Source organism: Thermococcus chitonophagus (genome assembly GCF_002214605.1).
Taxonomy (GTDB): domain Archaea; phylum Methanobacteriota_B; class Thermococci; order Thermococcales; family Thermococcaceae; genus Pyrococcus; species Pyrococcus chitonophagus.
This window is the reverse complement of sequence record NZ_CP015193.1, coordinates 1,814,909-1,830,802: the sequence shown is the minus strand read 5'-3', so window position 1 is coordinate 1,830,802 and position 15,894 is coordinate 1,814,909. Positions and strand designations below refer to the sequence as shown.

The window sequence follows — 15,894 nt, the reverse complement described above, 5'->3', positions numbered from 1 at the left end:
GCAAGTTTGCAAGTAAAGATGAGGTGGCGGAATTAAAGGGTTTCCGTAGAACTAAATAGTGTGGAAAGTGGACGTGGAAGCGTATGCAGACCCCACAGTCTCAGGTTTCCGTAGAACTAAATAGTGTGGAAAGACCAAGAACCCCTCCTGCAGTATCCTAGCAAATGTTGGCGTGTGTTTCCGTAGAACTAAATAGTGTGGAAAGGACACTGGAACAACGACCCTCGGGAGTATTGCAACACCCTGGTTTCCGTAGAACTAAATAGTGTGGAAAGAGCTCGTGGGTGCAGAGAAGACTGTCGAGAACTACCTGTTTCCGTAGAACTAAATAGTGTGGAAAGTCTTTTGTCGGGATTGCCGCCCATAACACCGCAATTCCATATCTCGTTCTCGTTTCCGTAGAACTAAATAGTGTGGAAAGGCCTCCTGCTTGGCCTTTATCTTCGCCTCGATGGCCGTTTCCGTAGAACTAAATAGTGTGGAAAGGGCAAAGGGGACTTGGGGGAGAGTAGGCATAAGCCGGTTTCCGTAGAACTAAATAGTGTGGAAAGACCTTCCAACCGCTCCTCAGCGCCTCCGCGATCAACTGTTTGTTTCCGTTTCCGTAGAACTAAATAGTGTGGAAAGAGGAACTCGTCTATTGCTGTTTCGTCCCCTTCGTGCCACCTCGTTTCCGTTTCCGTAGAACTAAATAGTGTGGAAAGCCGGTATCTTGACTGCGCTCCTGCCCGGCTTCAGGCTTACCGTCGCCCCTCGTTTCCGTAGAACTCAATAGTGTGGAAAGTACAGAGCTTTTTCTTTGTATTCCATGCCCATATTATGTTTCCGTAGAACTAAACAGTCTGGAAAGTCACATCGCTGTCGGAAATACCCACTACAAAAGAAATAATAAATATCAAGGGGTAATAGAATAGTGTGGTGACCAGTATGGACTTTGTACTGTTTATGGAGAAGTATGGGTACAAGATACTCCTTGTCGCTGCTTGTCGCTGCGGTCACACTAATTGAGATAGTGTTCGCCGGGCCAGTAATAATTGCATACGTTGGTGGAGGAGTTTGGGGTATTATCGTCGTGCTGTTGGTGTTCTCAGCAGTCGCACTGTTCGGGTTCGTCTCGAAAAGTTATAACCTGGTTAACAGAATCTTCCACGCAAGTCTACCAGGCGATATGCATGAGGACATAGAGAAGGAACGTGAAAAGAAGCATGGAATATAGTGAAAAAAATGTTCTTATAACTGATCAACATACTTACTGTCCGATGAGACGGTATGGTGTTGACGGATATTCCCGGCTTCCGTAGAATTAAAAAGTAAATGAATCAAGCTATCGACCATGGAGGAGTGACATTTTCCAGATTTCCAATTGTGTGGATATTACAAGAAAGAAATAAGAGGGAAAAACAAAATTAGCTAAAGTCTAAGCATTTCTTTAGCTGCCTTTACACCAAGGTCGAAGGCCTTCATGTTAACCTCGACGGCTTTGGGAGGAACACTTAACCTTATTACCTCTTTAACATGCTCTGCTGAAAGTGGGAATCCTGGGGTCTGGGTTAGTGCTCCGATTAGAACGACATTGGTCGTTATCACGTGCCCTGCCTCAATGGCAAGTTTTTCGGCATCGAAGGCCAAGAATTTCCCACCGAACTCCTCTTCAACGATCCTCTTTATCTCTTCCATGTTTGGGTACTTAGCCAATCCCATTGAGACTTGAACTGGGGGAATTGGCCTAGCATTCGTGAATACTAGGCCGCCTTTCTTTAGATAGTTGATATATCTCAAAGCTTCAACGGGCTCGAAGCTCAAGATTACGTCAGCCTTGCCTTCTGGAACCATTGCTCCATAAACGTCCTCGCCGAATCTAACGTAAGCAATGACCGAGCCAAACCTCTGACTCATTCCGTGAACTTCACCAACCCTCACCTTATAACCGGCTTTAAGCGCAGCCCATCCGAGCAAATTCGCTGCGGTGAGTATTCCCTGACCGCCAACACCGGTGATCACGATGTTGTATTCTTTCACGCTCATAGCTCACCCTCCCTAACTTTCTCAAATGCATCGAACGGACACACCTGGGCGCAACCTCCACAGCCCCAGCACATGAGCGGGTCGACCTTGGCTTTCTTCTTCTCCGGATCCCAGTAGATCGCTGGACAGCCGTAAGCATTGATACAGATTTTACATCCGGTACACTTGTCCTCGTTGACCTGATAGATTGGCCATTGCTTCCCTTCCCTCCTGAGTTGGCCGATCCTGTAGAGTGCACATACTCTTCTAGCAACTACAACGCTGACTCCCTCGACCTCTAAGGCTTTCTTTATTGTCTCGTAGGTAGCCTTTATGTCGTATGGATCAACTACGGCAACGAAGTCTGCACCCATGGCCGCGGCAACTTCCTCTATTGGAATTCTTCTTCCTTCGCCATGCGGTGTTTCTCCTGTTCCTGGGTTAGGTTGATCTCCAGTCATCGCAGTAACTAGGTTGTCCATTACAACGATTAGAACGTTTGAGCGGTTGTAAATTGCGTTAGCTAAAGCTGGAAGCCCAGTGTGGAAGAACGTTGAGTCACCTATAGTTGCCACTATTATCTTCTTCTCCTTGCCGGTCTTCTTCTGCTCTTCGGCCACTGAACCATTAAGCGCAATGCTCAATCCGTGGGCAACCCCAATTGAGCCACCCATGGCTATCGTGGTATCGACGGTCTTGAGCGGTGGGAGAACGCCTAGGGTGTAACAGCCTATGTCGCTCGGGAATATTGCCTTTGGAGATGCTGCCTTCCTGATCGCGAAGAACGTGTTCCTGTGTGGACAGGCCGGACAGAGCGATGGCGGCCTCGGTGGGACTATCTCTTGGACTTTCTTGTACTTCTCATCTATCTCCTGGAAGTTCACCGGCAGATCGAGCCCCAGGAACTTTGCTATAGCCTCTACTGCTCTCCTTGTTGTCATCTCAAATATCCTGGGAACGAGATCCTTGCCGTGAATTGGAACGTCGACCTTGTTCTCGTAGGCCCACAGCTTAACCTGCTCCTCAACGACTGGCTCGAGCTCCTCAACTATGAGGACTTTCTCTAAGCCGTCGAAGAACTTCTCAAGTAATCCATAGGGCACTGGGAACGGCGTTCCGAGCTTGAGTATCTTGATGTCCTCAACGCCAAGCCAAGCCAGAGCTTCCTTTACGTATGCGTAGCTCAATCCTGGGGCTATAATTCCGACTTTTCCATCGCCTTCAATCCAGTTGAACGAGGAGTTCTCGAACTCCTTCCTGTACTTCTCTATCGTTTCGAGCAACCATGCATGCTTGGGCCTCTGGAACGCGGGAATGTCAACGTACCTCTCTGGGTTCTTCTTAAACTCTCCAAACTTCCTCTTTGCCTGCTTTATCTCCTCCGGAAGCTCTCCCAGAACCACGTCTCCTCTCATGTGAGAGGATCTTGTCGTGGTCCTTAGGATTACCATCTGCCCGTACTTCTCGCTTATCTCAAAGCCATACTTAACCATGTCCTTCGCTTCTTGAACGCTTGAGGGCTCAAGGACTGGGATGTTGGCGAACTTGGCTATCGCCCTGGTGTCCTGCTCGTTCTGTGAAGACCACATGCTGGGATCGTCAGCGACCATGACTATTAGACCGCCATTAACTCCCATGTAGCTGACGGTCATGAATGAGTCCATTGCAACGTTCAAACCAACGTGCTTCATCGCCGTCATTGCCCTGAGCCCAGCCCAGGAAGCGCTTAATGCCGTTTCAAACGCAACCTTCTCGTTGGTCGAGTACTCCATGTAAACTCCTGCCCTCTTGGCAACTGCGGCCATCGTATCAGTGACTTCAGAGCTGGGGGTTCCCGGGTAGGCTGCAAATACCGCAATGTTGCCCTCGAGTGCACCTCTAACTATTGCTTGGTTTCCTAAGAGGAGGACTCTTTCTCCGGGCTTATCCCACAAAACTATATCGGTAACCTTAACCATTCACTCCACCTCCAACTTTCCAACATTTCTGGCCTGCTGAACTAAAGCATAGGCGGCAGAAGCTACATCTTCAGGCCTCTCATATGTTGGAATTCCGTTCTTTTCCAACAACTCCTTAGCTTTCTCGCTAACGTAACCTGCCATGAACATTGCGAGAACTGGCTTTCCATTGTTTACCTCCTTCATGGCCCTTATAACGCCCTCAGCGTGCTCAGTAGGAGTCATTCCGGCGAAAGTTGGAACTACGCAGATCGCTATTAGGAGATCAACGTTTGGATCTTGCAGGAGAAGCTTTGCAGTCCTGTAATAGTCCTCTCCCCTCGCGGAGGCTATCATGTCCACTGGGTTCTTCACAGCAGCCATCGGTGGTAGGAATGATCTAAGCTCCTCTATCGTTTTCTCTTCCAAGTTAGCCAGCTTTAATCCTCTCTTGTCTATCTCATCCGCCGTAAGGACCCCAGGACCTCCAGCGTTCGTCATTATTGCAACTCTATTTCCTCTTGGTAGCGGTTGCGTAAATGCCCTTGCCATGCTCAGCATCTCATCGATAGTATTCGCCACTAAAACCCCGCTCTGCTTAAATGCTGCTTCATAAATCTTCCAGCTTCCAGCGAGTGAACCAGTATGAGATGAAGCCGCCCTAGCCCCGCTCTCGCTTTTTCCTGCCTTTAACGCAATTACGGGCTTCTTCTTCGTTACCCTCTTTGCAACCTCTATGAACCTTCTACCATTCCTTATTCCCTCTATGTACAGAGCTATTGCTTTGTCCTCCTCAGTATCTGCTAAGTACTCCATTATCTCAGCGAAGTCCAAATCTGCCATGTTTCCGACGCTTATGAACTTCGAAAACCCTATATCCTCCTTTATCGTCTTGTACACTATTCCAGCTCCCAACGCTCCGCTCTGGCTTATGAAGGCAACACTTCCTTTCTTTGCAACGGTGATGAAAGTTGCGTTTAGGTTCGCGTGGGTGTTCATTATTCCAACGCAGTTCGGTCCTATTATCCTCATTCCGTACTTGTGGGCTATCTCAACTAGCTCTCTCTCCTCTCTCTTTCCTTCCTCGCCCGTCTCTCCGAAGCCTGCCGTTATGATTATGACTCCCTTTACCCCCTTCTCTCCGCACTGGATTAAGGTGTCTTTGACGAACTTCTTGGGGACGACTATTATTGCGAGGTCAACTTCCCCTGGGATGTCCTTGACACTCTTGTAGGCCTTGACACCTTGAACTTCCTCTTCCTTGACGTTCACTGGATAAACTTTTCCGCCCTTGTACTCCTTTAGATTCTTGAAAACTTCATAACCGAGCTTCTTTGGATCATTAGAAGCGCCAATAACAGCTATTCCCTTAGGATTGAAGAAGTAATCGAGCATTAAGCCCCACCATTTTCATGCTTGTAAAACGACCTTATAAGGTTTCTTAGGCTTCAATGGACGTAGAAATGCAACGATGAGCAAACCTTTAGTTGGTAACATGCAGTTTTAAAAACGTTTTAATTTCGTGCTACTAATTCTGCAAATGATAACACAAAAGGAGGGTTGAGAATGCACATTCCCGACGGTTTGCTAAGCCTCCCAGTTATCATTGTAACGTACGCTGTAACAATAGGAGTCGTCGGCTACTCCCTTAGGAAGCTAAAGAACCTTCCAGAGGATAAAATTCCATTACTCGGCTTATTTGCCGCGGGAATATTTGCGGCCCAAATGGTCAACTTTCCAATCATTGGAGGAGTCAGCGGTCACCTGCTTGGGGCAACGCTAGTTGCGATACTTCTTGGACCCTATGCCGCGGTAATAGTGATCACTGCAGTTCTGCTGATTCAAACCCTGCTGTTCGGCGATGGGGGAGTAACGGCTATAGGCGCGAATATACTCAACATGGGTATCATTGGTGCCTTCCTGGGGTACTACCTGTACTCAAGGCTTAAGGCTATTAATGAACAGCTTGCGATAGCTGTAGCTTCCTGGACTTCAGTTGTCACCGGAGCAGCGTTGGTTGCCGTGGAGATTGGAGTAAGCAAGAGCCTACCCTTTATGAAAGTGTTGAGCCTAATGGTTGGCTACCACGCGGTGATAGGCATTGGGGAGGCCATAATCACGCTGGCAGTTGTTAACGCGGTTAGGACAAAGCTTCCTGAGCTTCAGGGGGTGCCGGCATGAGGAACGTGGTGAAGGGGATTTTGATAATACTCGCGATACTGGCGATCGTCCTGCCCCTAGCCTCGAGCAATCCTGATGGACTTGAGGCCACAATGGAAAAAGTCGGGCTTGAGGAGAAGCCAATATATCATGCTCCCCTTGACTATGGAGAAACTTGGGGACAGGGGATGATAGCTGGAATAATTGGAATAACCCTTGCTTTCGTCATTGGATATGGAATGGCCAAGCTAGCAAAGGGTGCTTGAGATGTACCTCTTCCTAATTTTCATTTATGCATTTGCAGTAGCAACTAGGAAAAGGCTTGATGATCTTGTATATTTCTTGGGCCTGTTCTTGGTAATCGTGGTAGCGCTTAGACCGAAAAGAAGAGTAATAAAGTTCCTCGGGGTTTTATTTAGCTTTGAAAGCCTAATATTCTTGACGGCGCTCTTCTGGCCGGGCACTCCTATACTCAACACTCCATTGGGGCTAATAACCAGAGAGGGAGTCTACAGATTCTTCCTTCTCCTGGGCAAGGCTTATCTCTCCTCTTCTACCGTGGTGGTAATAGTGTCATCGATTGGTTTCCCGACGATAATAGCTGAGATGGAGAAGCTTAGGATCCCCAGGATTCTTACCTTAACCTTGATGTTCACTTACAGGTATATAGACCTCCTGATAGAGGAGGCAGAGAGGATGAAAAAAGCTCTCGACTCGAGATGTATAAGCGTTGGCAGGCTTGAGTACTATAAGATGCTTGGCTCCCTCATAGGAGAGTTGCTAGTGAGGGCGTACTACAGGAGCGTTAGGATTTACTGGGCAATGCTCTCGAGGAACTTTGAAACTTTCCCTGACCTGAGTTGCGGGAGCAGTAAAGTAGTAGTTCCACTTACAGTATTGGCTTTGGGAGGGTTCTTGGTATGATAGAGGTTAAGGATGTATATTTCTCCTATGATGATAGGGAAGTTCTCAGAGGAATAACACTTGAAATCAAGCAGGGAGAAGTTTTCGGCTTGCTCGGTCCAAATGGTGCCGGGAAATCCACACTTATCCTTCATTTAAATGGCATTCTGAAACCTAAAAGAGGAGAAATTAAGATTAAAGGAATAAACCCTGTTAAGGAACCTAAGAAGGTTAGGAGGATAGTGGGAATTGTATTTCAAGATCCAAATGATCAGCTCTTCATGCCGACTGTTTTTGAAGATGTTGCCTTTGGGCCATATAACCTGGGACTCAGGGGAGAAGAGCTTAAAGAGAAGGTCATTGAGAGCCTTAGGCTCGTTGGCATGGAAGGGTACATTGACAGGGAAACCAAAGAGCTTAGCTTTGGAGAAAAGAAGAGGATTGCGATAGCTACGGTATTGGCTATGGACCCCGAGGTTATAGTTTTTGATGAGCCATTCGCAAATCTGGATTTTAGGGGAAAGAAGCTTGTAGAAAACATTATCAGAAGGCTCCGAACCCAGGGAAGGACCGTAATTTTGGCTTCTCATGAGCCTGAATACTTATTAAATTGTGATAGAATTGCCTTGATATCTGAAGGTAGGCTTGTAAAAGTTGGGCCTCCTCAGGATGTTTTAATTCCCGAGCTGTTAAGGGAGAATGATCTCGACGTTCCGCCTTTAATAGAACTCTTTTATGATCTCAATCTTGGGATACCAAAGAATTTAGACGAGGCAATGGATCTTATCCTTAGGAAGATAAGAGCTCCCTAACCCTCTTTTCGAACGCGGGAAAGCTTGGCAATCCTATAAACTCCACCTTACCATTTATGAGTATCGTTGGAGTCCCCATTATGTTATGTTCTATTGCTTTCTTCCTGCCCTCTGGCGTTGCTATGCTTAGCTCTCTGACTTCTACACCTTTATATTTCCTTGCAATTTCTCTTGCCATCTGCATTGCTATTGGGCAATAGGGACAGGTTGGTGAGGTAATGACCTCTATTAGCACTTTCTTCTTTGGTACTACCTCTATGATCCCTGCCTTTTTCATCAGCTCGAGCATCTTTTTTCTTCTAATGAATTCTAGCTCATCCGTCATCGATCAAAACCTTCATATGAAAGTTTTTAAAGATGTTTATGAAGAAAAGTTCAAGCTTTAAACCTCTCCAAATAGTCCCTTAGAAGTTCTGGGTCCTCCCTTTTAACGACTTCCATTAGCTCATCAAACTTCCTTTCACCCAAGGCTTTCTTTAGGTAATAGTATAGGTCAACAGCATCCTCAACTATTTTGCTCTGCCTTCTTCCCTCTTCAGCGTAGAGCTCTATTAGCTTTCTGTTCGTGTCAAGAGATATGTAAAGGGTTTTCTGCTTTTTCTCCTTTTTGAGATCTTTCTCCTCTTTCTTTTTCTTCCCAGGTTTTGTTAGGTCATCAAGGGAACCTGAGAAGAGCTTCGGTATCTTTCCTTTTTCATTCGACAATTGAGATCACCTCTTTAGCAAGCTTTTCAAATGCTTTGCTTGCCTTACCATCAGGCTCGTACTCAAATATACTTTTCCCTTCTGCTTGGGCCTTCTCTATTGCTATCGCCTTGGGGATCGTGGGGAGTATTGGAGCATCTGGGTAGAGCTCCTTGAGTTCCTTTAGTCTCATTTGAGGGACTTTTGTCTGTCTGGTAAATTTGTTCGGGACTATGCCGAGTAGCCTTAGGCTGTCGTTTGTTTCTTCCTTTATCATTGCCATTAAGTTGAACATCAGTTGCATTCCTATTACACCAAAGTAGCTGAGCTCGAGCGGAATCAGAACGTAATCTGAAGTAGTAAGAGAGTTAACTAAGAATATTCCCATGCTTGGAGGGTTGTCAATTATGATATAGTCATAATCAGGAAACACTGGCTTTAGAGCTTTCTCTAGTCTTCTCTCCCTATTGTAGGAGTTTAAGATCTCTATTTCCTTCGCTGAAAGGGTTAGGTGGCTTGGAATTAGGTCGAGGTTTTCCTTCACGTTAATTATCACTTCGTCTATTTGGCTCTCCTTGGTCATTAAGGTTCCAACATTTTTGTCTTCATAGTTAACTACGTCCATCCCAATCAGGGCGAATGTCAGGTTGAACTGTGGATCAATGTCAACGAGAAGAACCTTTCTATCAAGTTTAGCGAGGGCATGTCCAAGGTTTAAGGCAAGAGTTGTTTTTCCTACTCCTCCTTTTTGATTGGCTATACTGATGACTGCCCCCATTAAAGCCACCTAGAAACTGTGTAAGAATTGGAAGTTAAAAAGTTAAAGGCTAAAGCTCGTAGAAGCCAAGATCCTTAAATATTCTATCGTAAGAGGGTTTTTTGTCCTTGCTAAATCTTCTCCCTCTTGGGTCTATTTCTGCAAATATTTCATCAACTTTGCTGTCCACAGCCATTATGTCCTTAGGGGATATTATTGGGTTTGAATCAGTAAGTGCATGGACTTCAACTCCTTCCTTGTAACCAAGTATCTGGGGACTCTTAACGCCTGTCATTATGACCATTGCTCTTACGGTCTTGCCCATATCTGGGTCTACCATTGCTCCCCACTTTATTTCGCTCTTCTCACCAAGCTTTTCATACACTATCTCCATTGCACTCGTTATTTCCTTTAGACTGACGTCTGGCCCTACAGTGAAGTGCACTAGGGCTTTATCTCCTGATCCAAACTCAACTTCCAGCATCTTGTTGTTCAAAGCTTCCATTACGGCATCTACTGCCCTGTTGTTTGAATCGCTCTCTCCAATTCCTATAAGAGCGGGACCTCCACCCTTCATAACGCTGTATATATCAGCGTAATCGATGTTGACCATTGAAGGTAGCTTTATAGTTTCTATAATTCCCTTCACCATTCTCGCTATTATCTCATCAGCGAACCTGAAAGCTGTTTGTATTGGAAGGTTTGGAACTAAATCTATCAGCTTGTCATTCTGAATTATGATTACGGTATCTGAGTGCTCAAGAAGCATCTTTATTCCAGCCTTAGCTTTCTCGATTCTAACCCATCCCTCCATCTTGAAGGGGAACGTAACAACGCTGATGACTAAAGGCTCTTGTAACCTTGCATTGTTCCTCGCAGTTTCCTTTATTATCCTTGCAACTACTGGAGCTGCTCCAGTTCCAGTTCCATTACCCATTCCGGCAGTTATGAAGACAAGATCATAGTCTTTGACTATCTTTGCTATCTCATTAGCACTAGCTTCTGCAGCCCTATATCCAATTCTCGGATCTCCTCCTGATCCTTTTCCCTGGGTTATTGACCTTCCCAAAAGGAGTTTCTTGTGGGCTTTAATTTGATGTAGGTGCTGGGCATCAGTGTTCATTGCTATTAAATCTGCTCCTTGTACTCCCAAATCATAAAGCCTACTTATCGTGTTATTTCCCGAACCACCAACACCGATGACTGCGATTTTTATAAGATCTTCACCATCTCCAAAAAACTCGGAAGTCTCAAGTTTCTCTCCATCGAAATCCAAGTCAATTCCGGCCTGCTCTAACAATTTTTTAAATACCATTCTCCCCTCCTCCCCCAAGTTATCTAACAAGGTACTCAGGGAGCTCCTCCTGAAGCTCCTCCTTGTAGAGTTCTTTTTTCAGAAGTTCCCTGATTGCTACTCGAATGGCCTCGCTCCTATTAGGAAAAACACCCCTCTTAACAAGAGCATCAAGGCCGTGTATCATGCTCTGGGGCAGTTGGACGCTAATTATTTTCATCTTGGCCATCTCTGCAACACCCTTATGGGGTTTCCTATTCTAAGCCTGCGCTTTAATTAGTTAAATACTTTTTGGCGTGTTTTATTATTAGGATAATATAAATCTTAAAAAATTAATAAAATCAACCGCCAAAAATTAAAAATTATGAAAAACAACTCCCCGGAAAAAGTAATTTGCTCATCAGATGACCTCCATTGTTGCATTAGTACAAAAGGGAGTAGTGCACACTGTCTCATATCCTTACAGACAGCAGATAAATTTAAAAAGAACCTCTTTGGAGACAGGGAAAGTTGGAGATAACAATAATGTTAAAACTTCAAAGCTTCTCTTAGTTATGGGGGTTAAAATGCTGAAAATTCCTACAAGGATGGGAGATATTTACATTGCGAAGATCTTTATCCCGGGCTCCCTCCTTGAGAGTATAATCAACAGCTGTCCAGAAAATTGCCAGGTAGTTTCAGTTAAATGTTGGGAAGTTGTGTTATTTGCAACAATAATATCCTTGAAGGCCTTCAAGGAAGGAAGAAACGTTGCGAAAACCGTTAAAGGGGAGATTCTAATAAGATTAGCTCAAAACAGGCAGATAAGGGAGGCTATAGAAAAAGTAGGTGCTAGAGAAGGCGAGAATATACTCATCTCTTTTGGTTCCGATTCGGTAACCGATACTATTAGAAAGTTTGGGCTGAAAGAGTTACCTTTAGAAGAGTGTAAGTTTGAGGAAGTCTTAAAGGGTTTTGAAAAAATTGCAATTATCGAGGCCCTCTAGGGTTTCTTTTGTTTTAAATACTGAGTTTTCTAGAAAGTCTTTGAGCAAAGCATCCGTGAAATTTTAATAAGATATTTACAACCCTTGAAACGCGGGGGGAGTAGTTATGAGGCAGAAGAAGAAGTACTTCATCGCCGCTAGGATGGGTCTTATTCAGAGGTCGAAGATAAGGGAGCTCTTCGAGAGAGCGTCAAAAATGGAGAACGTTATTTCACTTGGAATCGGAGAGCCCGATTTTGACACTCCCGCTAATGTTAAGGAAGCTGCTAAGAGGGCCTTGGACGAAGGTTGGACCCACTACACACCAAACGCTGGAATTCAGGAGCTTAGAGAGGCAATAGTCGAGTACTACAAGAAGTTTTACGACGTTGACGTTGAGGTTGACAACGTTATAGTGACTGCGGGTGCCTACGAGGCAACTTACATAGCCTTCGAGACCCTGCTCGAGCAGGGGGATGAAGTAATAATTCCAGATCCTGCCTTCGTTAGCTATGTAGAGGATGCTAAGCTTGCTGAGGCTAAGCCAATAAGGATACCACTTAGAGAGGAAAATGACTTCATGATTGATCCGGATGAGTTACTTGAGCTCGTGACGAAGAGGACCAGGATGATAGTTGTCAATTATCCAAACAACCCAACGGGGGCAGTTCTCGATAAGAAAGTTGCAAAGGCGATAGCTGAGATAGCTCAGGATTACAACATATACATATTAAGCGATGAGCCATATGAGCACTTCCTCTATGACGATGCAAAGCACTATCCAATGATAAAGTTCGCTCCCGAGAACACAATACTCGTCAACTCATTCTCGAAAACGTTTGCAATGACCGGATGGAGGTTAGGGTTTGCAATAGCTCCAAGTCAAATAATAAAGGACATGGTTAAGCTTCACGCTTATGTAATAGGGAACGTCACTTCCTTCGTGCAGGTGGCGGGGGTTGAGGCACTGAGGAGTGAGGAGAGCTGGAAAGCCGTCGAGGAGATGAGGAGAGAGTATGCAGAGAGGAGAAAGCTCGTGCTTGACAGGTTGAAGAAGATGCCCTACATAAACGTCAGAGAGCCAAAAGGTGCCTTCTACATATTCCCGAACATAAGTGAAACTGAAATGAGTAGCGAGGAGTTCAGCGAGTGGCTACTTGAAAAAGCTAGGGTTGTTGTAATCCCAGGAACGGCATTTGGAAAGAATGGAGAAGGGTACATAAGAATAAGCTATGCAACAAGTAAAGAGAAGCTTATAGAGGCTATGGACAGGATAGAGGGAGCATTGAGCGAGGTGAAAGGATGAAAGAGATATTTCAGATCTTTCTAGCTATTTTTTTGGCCGAACTTGGAGATAAAACTCAACTCGCTACGATAGCTTTCGCATCGAAATATGGATGGTGGAAAGCTTTTATAGGGGCGATATTGGGATTGGCATTGGTCAACTTAATTGGGGCCCTGATAGGTGAGAAAATTAAGGACTCTTTGCCTTTAGATATCGTTCACAAAGCTGCTGGAGTCCTATTCATTGCGTTTGGCGTGTTGATGTTGCTTGGAAAGCTTTGAGGAGGTGGTACAATGGGAAGGTGGAAGTCCGTGATACTTGACACGTTATTGATGACCGCGGGCTTTGGAACCCTAACGTTCATGGGTGTTGCGAGGCCGGACATAATAAAGCACTTTGGAATTCCCGATTCAGCTTATGAGCTTCAACACATAGCCTATGTTTTTGGTTTATTCGTCGCATTCCTGATAGGCCATACGAGGCTGTATGAGGGGTCGTTTAAGAGAAGCGTCGGAATTGTTGTCTCTTGGGCTGCAATTCCCCAAATGCTGATACCCTTTGTTGGCAATTGGAATGCTGTTGTCTTCCTTAGATTCATTCAGGGTTTCGTTGTTGGGCTAGTTCCATTGTTCAGTACGCAAATAGCGAGATACTTCGTCGCTGAAAGGCCCTTTGCAAAGGGCATAATACTTTCCGGAATATTCTGGGGAGGCGTCTTTGGGAGTATAAGCGCGAGGTATCTCCTGGGCTACGTCTCTTGGAAGATGGGGTTCATTTTAACGGGCTTGGTCATATACGTTGTTTACGCTCTGTGGTACGCCTTTACGGAGGACTTTGAGATAAGGCATCCACGGGGAGGGGAAGCGAAGGTAAATGTCTGGAAACTCCCCTTTACTTGGGTTCTTGGCTTCACGTTCTTCCCCGCCCTGTGGGTAATATTCACCATAATAGGATTTTCAAGTAGCCTCGGATACAAGATGGGATGGACCAAGAGCCACGTTGCAACGCTCTCCACGACTCTTAGCATCTCTAAGGCTCTTTGGAGCATAGGGTTTGGTTACCTCGGTTACCAGCTCTCAAAGAAGAATACTGACCCCAGGGGCTTGTTCAATGCCATAGTTAGAGTCATGATAATAGCATATGCCGTTGCGTTCCTGGGACTTGTCGTCTACTCAAAAGCCATGCTGGCTGGGAACTATAGCTTGGCCCTAGCAAGTGTTGTCCTTGTAGGGGCACTGCAGGGTACGGGCCCCGCGTTTTGGACTAGCGCTCCAGCCACATACCCCCAGGAAGTCGTTCCTAGGGCTAACTTTGCACTTGGTCTGATATCAAACTCTGCTAACGCTGTTGCACCTACCGTGACCGATTTGTTGGCGAAGCACAGCGAGACCTTGGCACTGGCTGAGCTGACGATAATGCCCCTCATCGGAATACTGACGTTGCTGATCGTTAGGAGGATGAGGCTACCCGTTGAAGAGTGACTGCCTTATAAAGATGTATAGAGCGAAGGCAAACACTACGGCAATCCAAGTAACGTCAAGGGGGAATTTAAGGGTCGACAGTCCTAAGGTAATCAGGTAGAGTGGGATTGCCAAGCCCACACTAAGCGTGGCAATAAGGTAATGGCTTGCTGGTGCCTTTATTCTTTCCAATTCTCCCACCTCTACCGCGAGTAGGGCTAGGGCCATTGTCATTACCCCGAGAATTCCTGTTGCTCCAGTGGCTATTAGGTACGCCCCCAATATCGCTAGGAACACCGCTCCAAGGGAAAAGGAAAAGATGCTGAGAAGTGAAAGTGGAATGAGAATAACACCATGGGAAAATTGAAGAAGGAATACTGCAAGGATAAATATCGTTAATATCCTCATCTTCATTTTATAACCTCCATAATGGCTGATCTCAACGATTTCTTGAGATTCCAGTCAATAATAACGGCGTATTTCCTCATTTTTTTGAGCCTAGCTTTTCTTTTTAATGACAACAACTTTATTGCAAGATTCTCCTCTTTTGTTTGTGGAGTGTATGTTGAGTATGGATCGGGACTTATTGCAACTACTCTGTATCCCCGCGTATAGAGGGCAATTAGTGCCTCCTCACTTTCCTTAGTCAAGAAGGGTGAGATAAATACAATTTGGGCTCTTGGTGGTATCTTCGTTTTTGAGAGATGCTCCACTTGGTAAAAGATAAGGTTGTTTTTGTCTGGCTTAGCCATGCTCAGGGCATCAATGCATCTGAAAAAGTGTCTCTTTCCATAATCGACATTTATCATTAGTGGAACCGCTTCAGAGATTAAGATACCAAAGCTCATTCCGTTCTCTAAGGCATCCAGCAATACTGAAGAAGCTGCACGCATCATGTAGTCAAAAACGCTTTGTCCCTTGTACGTTGCGTCAATTATAACAACCACATCTACTTTCCTTTCACTCTCAAACTCATTTACCATTATCTTGCCAAGCTTAGCGGTGGCCTTCCAGTTTATTATCTTGATTGGATCACCCGGTTGGTACTCTCTAATGGCATGGAATTCTAACCCTTCACCGAGTCTGGGAGAAGGGAGATGTCCAATCGTAATCTTAGTGCCTTTTGTTGTATATGGTGTTATAATATCCTCTATTTGGGGAACTCCAATTACCTCATCGTAGAGATCTATAACCTTATCTTCCTCAAACAGGCCCAATGGGTCACGGTATACGACCCTAACTCCTTCGAACTTATGGTAACCCCGTGGGACTTTAATTTCATACTTAATCTCACGTTCATCCCCACTGTTAAACGAGAAAACGGCAAAGTTCCTACCAATGATCTCAACAGAATTTGGGGTTAAATCCTGAATGTAGAGCGATATCACTTTGGATTTCGCTTTTATTCGTAGCTTTACCGTGACTTTTTGGCCTTCAATAACCCGTGATGATGAGATTTCCCTAGACACTTCAATATCGATTGTTGGTTTGAAGAGCAGAGAAGAAAGCAGAAAAATAGTCAAAATAGGAAGTGTGAGGGCTATCCCCTCCCATCGGACTAGGAGATAAGACATTATGACAATAACCCATGCGACCGTCATTAACGAATAAGCCCTTCCAGTTGCTTTCATAG

At 45.2% G+C, this 15,894-nt stretch carries 19 protein-coding genes and 1 CRISPR repeat array (1 of these 20 running past the window's edge); of the genes, 9 read left to right on the top strand and 10 right to left on the bottom strand.

Annotated elements, in window-relative coordinates; all coding sequences use genetic code 11:
* Positions 1 to 850: direct repeats of the CRISPR family, unit length 29 nt; unit sequence GTTTCCGTAGAACTAAATAGTGTGGAAAG; it reaches 1,213 nt to the left of the window's first position.
* Positions 851 to 973: 123 nt separating this feature from the next.
* Positions 974 to 1,216, top strand: a complete 243-nt coding sequence (locus A3L04_RS10085; protein WP_157092425.1) for a hypothetical protein — start codon at positions 974 to 976, stop codon at positions 1,214 to 1,216.
* Between the two features lie 194 nt (positions 1,217 to 1,410).
* Here the strand turns inward: A3L04_RS10085 and A3L04_RS10080 are convergent, their stop codons facing one another.
* Genes A3L04_RS10080 through acdAII form a run of 3 tightly spaced genes read right to left on the bottom strand, consistent with a single transcriptional unit; the run spans position 1,411 to position 5,336 of the window.
* Complete coding sequence (locus A3L04_RS10080) at positions 1,411 to 2,019, bottom strand: indolepyruvate oxidoreductase subunit beta (protein WP_068579558.1); 609 nt, start codon at positions 2,017 to 2,019, stop codon at positions 1,411 to 1,413.
* A gap of 2 nt (positions 2,020 to 2,021) precedes the next feature.
* Positions 2,022 to 3,962: an indolepyruvate ferredoxin oxidoreductase subunit alpha gene (iorA, locus tag A3L04_RS10075; RefSeq protein WP_068577752.1), complete on the bottom strand. Its 1,941-nt coding sequence runs from the start codon at positions 3,960 to 3,962 to the stop codon at positions 2,022 to 2,024.
* Positions 3,963 to 5,336 (bottom strand): acetate--CoA ligase I subunit alpha, encoded by a 1,374-nt coding sequence (gene acdAII, locus A3L04_RS10070; protein ID WP_068577751.1) that lies wholly within the window; start codon positions 5,334 to 5,336, stop codon positions 3,963 to 3,965.
* 171 nt (positions 5,337 to 5,507) lie between these two features.
* Between acdAII and A3L04_RS10065 the strand changes: the two genes are divergently transcribed.
* Genes A3L04_RS10065 through A3L04_RS10050 form a run of 4 tightly spaced genes read left to right on the top strand, consistent with a single transcriptional unit; the run spans position 5,508 to position 7,816 of the window.
* Positions 5,508 to 6,122, top strand: coding sequence for an energy-coupling factor ABC transporter permease (locus A3L04_RS10065; RefSeq protein ID WP_068577749.1), 615 nt, complete (start codon positions 5,508 to 5,510; stop codon positions 6,120 to 6,122).
* Positions 6,119 to 6,367, top strand: coding sequence for a PDGLE domain-containing protein (locus A3L04_RS10060; protein ID WP_068577747.1), 249 nt, complete (start codon positions 6,119 to 6,121; stop codon positions 6,365 to 6,367). Before A3L04_RS10065 ends, A3L04_RS10060 begins: the two co-directional genes overlap by 4 nt.
* Before the next feature lies 1 nt (position 6,368).
* On the top strand, positions 6,369 to 7,025 hold the full coding sequence (locus tag A3L04_RS10055; RefSeq protein WP_068577745.1) for an energy-coupling factor transporter transmembrane component T family protein: 657 nt from the start codon (positions 6,369 to 6,371) through the stop codon (positions 7,023 to 7,025).
* Entirely contained in the window at positions 7,022 to 7,816 is a 795-nt protein-coding gene (locus A3L04_RS10050) for an energy-coupling factor ABC transporter ATP-binding protein (protein ID WP_068577744.1), read from the top strand. Before A3L04_RS10055 ends, A3L04_RS10050 begins: the two co-directional genes overlap by 4 nt.
* Here A3L04_RS10050 and A3L04_RS10045 read toward each other — a convergent pair.
* From A3L04_RS10045 to A3L04_RS10025, 5 genes are read right to left on the bottom strand one after another with little or no spacing between them, the layout of a single operon-like run.
* Entirely contained in the window at positions 7,794 to 8,141 is a 348-nt protein-coding gene (locus A3L04_RS10045; RefSeq protein ID WP_068577743.1) for a thioredoxin family protein, read from the bottom strand. The two genes, A3L04_RS10050 and A3L04_RS10045, sit on opposite strands and share 23 nt — an antisense overlap.
* Positions 8,142 to 8,191: 50 nt before the next feature.
* On the bottom strand, positions 8,192 to 8,521 hold the full coding sequence (locus A3L04_RS10040) for a CopG family transcriptional regulator (protein WP_068577742.1): 330 nt from the start codon (positions 8,519 to 8,521) through the stop codon (positions 8,192 to 8,194).
* Complete coding sequence (locus A3L04_RS10035; protein ID WP_068577740.1) at positions 8,511 to 9,278, bottom strand: ParA family protein; 768 nt, start codon at positions 9,276 to 9,278, stop codon at positions 8,511 to 8,513. The genes A3L04_RS10040 and A3L04_RS10035 overlap by 11 nt, the downstream gene beginning before the upstream one ends.
* A gap of 49 nt (positions 9,279 to 9,327) precedes the next feature.
* Positions 9,328 to 10,572, bottom strand: a complete 1,245-nt coding sequence (ftsZ, locus tag A3L04_RS10030) for a cell division protein FtsZ (RefSeq protein ID WP_068577738.1) — start codon at positions 10,570 to 10,572, stop codon at positions 9,328 to 9,330.
* A gap of 19 nt (positions 10,573 to 10,591) precedes the next feature.
* Positions 10,592 to 10,780: a ribbon-helix-helix domain-containing protein gene (locus tag A3L04_RS10025; RefSeq protein ID WP_068577736.1), complete on the bottom strand. Its 189-nt coding sequence runs from the start codon at positions 10,778 to 10,780 to the stop codon at positions 10,592 to 10,594.
* A gap of 337 nt (positions 10,781 to 11,117) precedes the next feature.
* Here A3L04_RS10025 and cgi121 point away from each other — a divergent pair, with 337 nt between their 5' ends.
* From cgi121 to A3L04_RS10005, 4 genes are all read left to right on the top strand, one after another.
* Positions 11,118 to 11,537: a KEOPS complex subunit Cgi121 gene (gene cgi121 / locus A3L04_RS10020; RefSeq protein WP_068577732.1), complete on the top strand. Its 420-nt coding sequence runs from the start codon at positions 11,118 to 11,120 to the stop codon at positions 11,535 to 11,537.
* Positions 11,538 to 11,643: 106 nt separating this feature from the next.
* The gene (locus A3L04_RS10015; RefSeq protein ID WP_068577730.1) at positions 11,644 to 12,822 is read left to right on the top strand and encodes an aminotransferase class I/II-fold pyridoxal phosphate-dependent enzyme; all 1,179 of its coding nucleotides are present in this window, start codon (positions 11,644 to 11,646) and stop codon (positions 12,820 to 12,822) included.
* Positions 12,819 to 13,082: a TMEM165/GDT1 family protein gene (locus A3L04_RS10010; protein WP_068577729.1), complete on the top strand. Its 264-nt coding sequence runs from the start codon at positions 12,819 to 12,821 to the stop codon at positions 13,080 to 13,082. Before A3L04_RS10015 ends, A3L04_RS10010 begins: the two co-directional genes overlap by 4 nt.
* A gap of 12 nt (positions 13,083 to 13,094) precedes the next feature.
* Positions 13,095 to 14,282: an MFS transporter gene (locus A3L04_RS10005; RefSeq protein WP_068577728.1), complete on the top strand. Its 1,188-nt coding sequence runs from the start codon at positions 13,095 to 13,097 to the stop codon at positions 14,280 to 14,282.
* Here the strand turns inward: A3L04_RS10005 and A3L04_RS10000 are convergent.
* Positions 14,265 to 14,675, bottom strand: coding sequence for a hypothetical protein (locus tag A3L04_RS10000; RefSeq protein ID WP_068577727.1), 411 nt, complete (start codon positions 14,673 to 14,675; stop codon positions 14,265 to 14,267). The two genes, A3L04_RS10005 and A3L04_RS10000, sit on opposite strands and share 18 nt — an antisense overlap.
* The gene (locus A3L04_RS09995; RefSeq protein ID WP_068577726.1) at positions 14,672 to 15,892 is read right to left on the bottom strand and encodes a DUF58 domain-containing protein; all 1,221 of its coding nucleotides are present in this window, start codon (positions 15,890 to 15,892) and stop codon (positions 14,672 to 14,674) included. The genes A3L04_RS10000 and A3L04_RS09995 overlap by 4 nt, the downstream gene beginning before the upstream one ends.
* Positions 15,893 to 15,894: the final 2 nt, after the last annotated feature.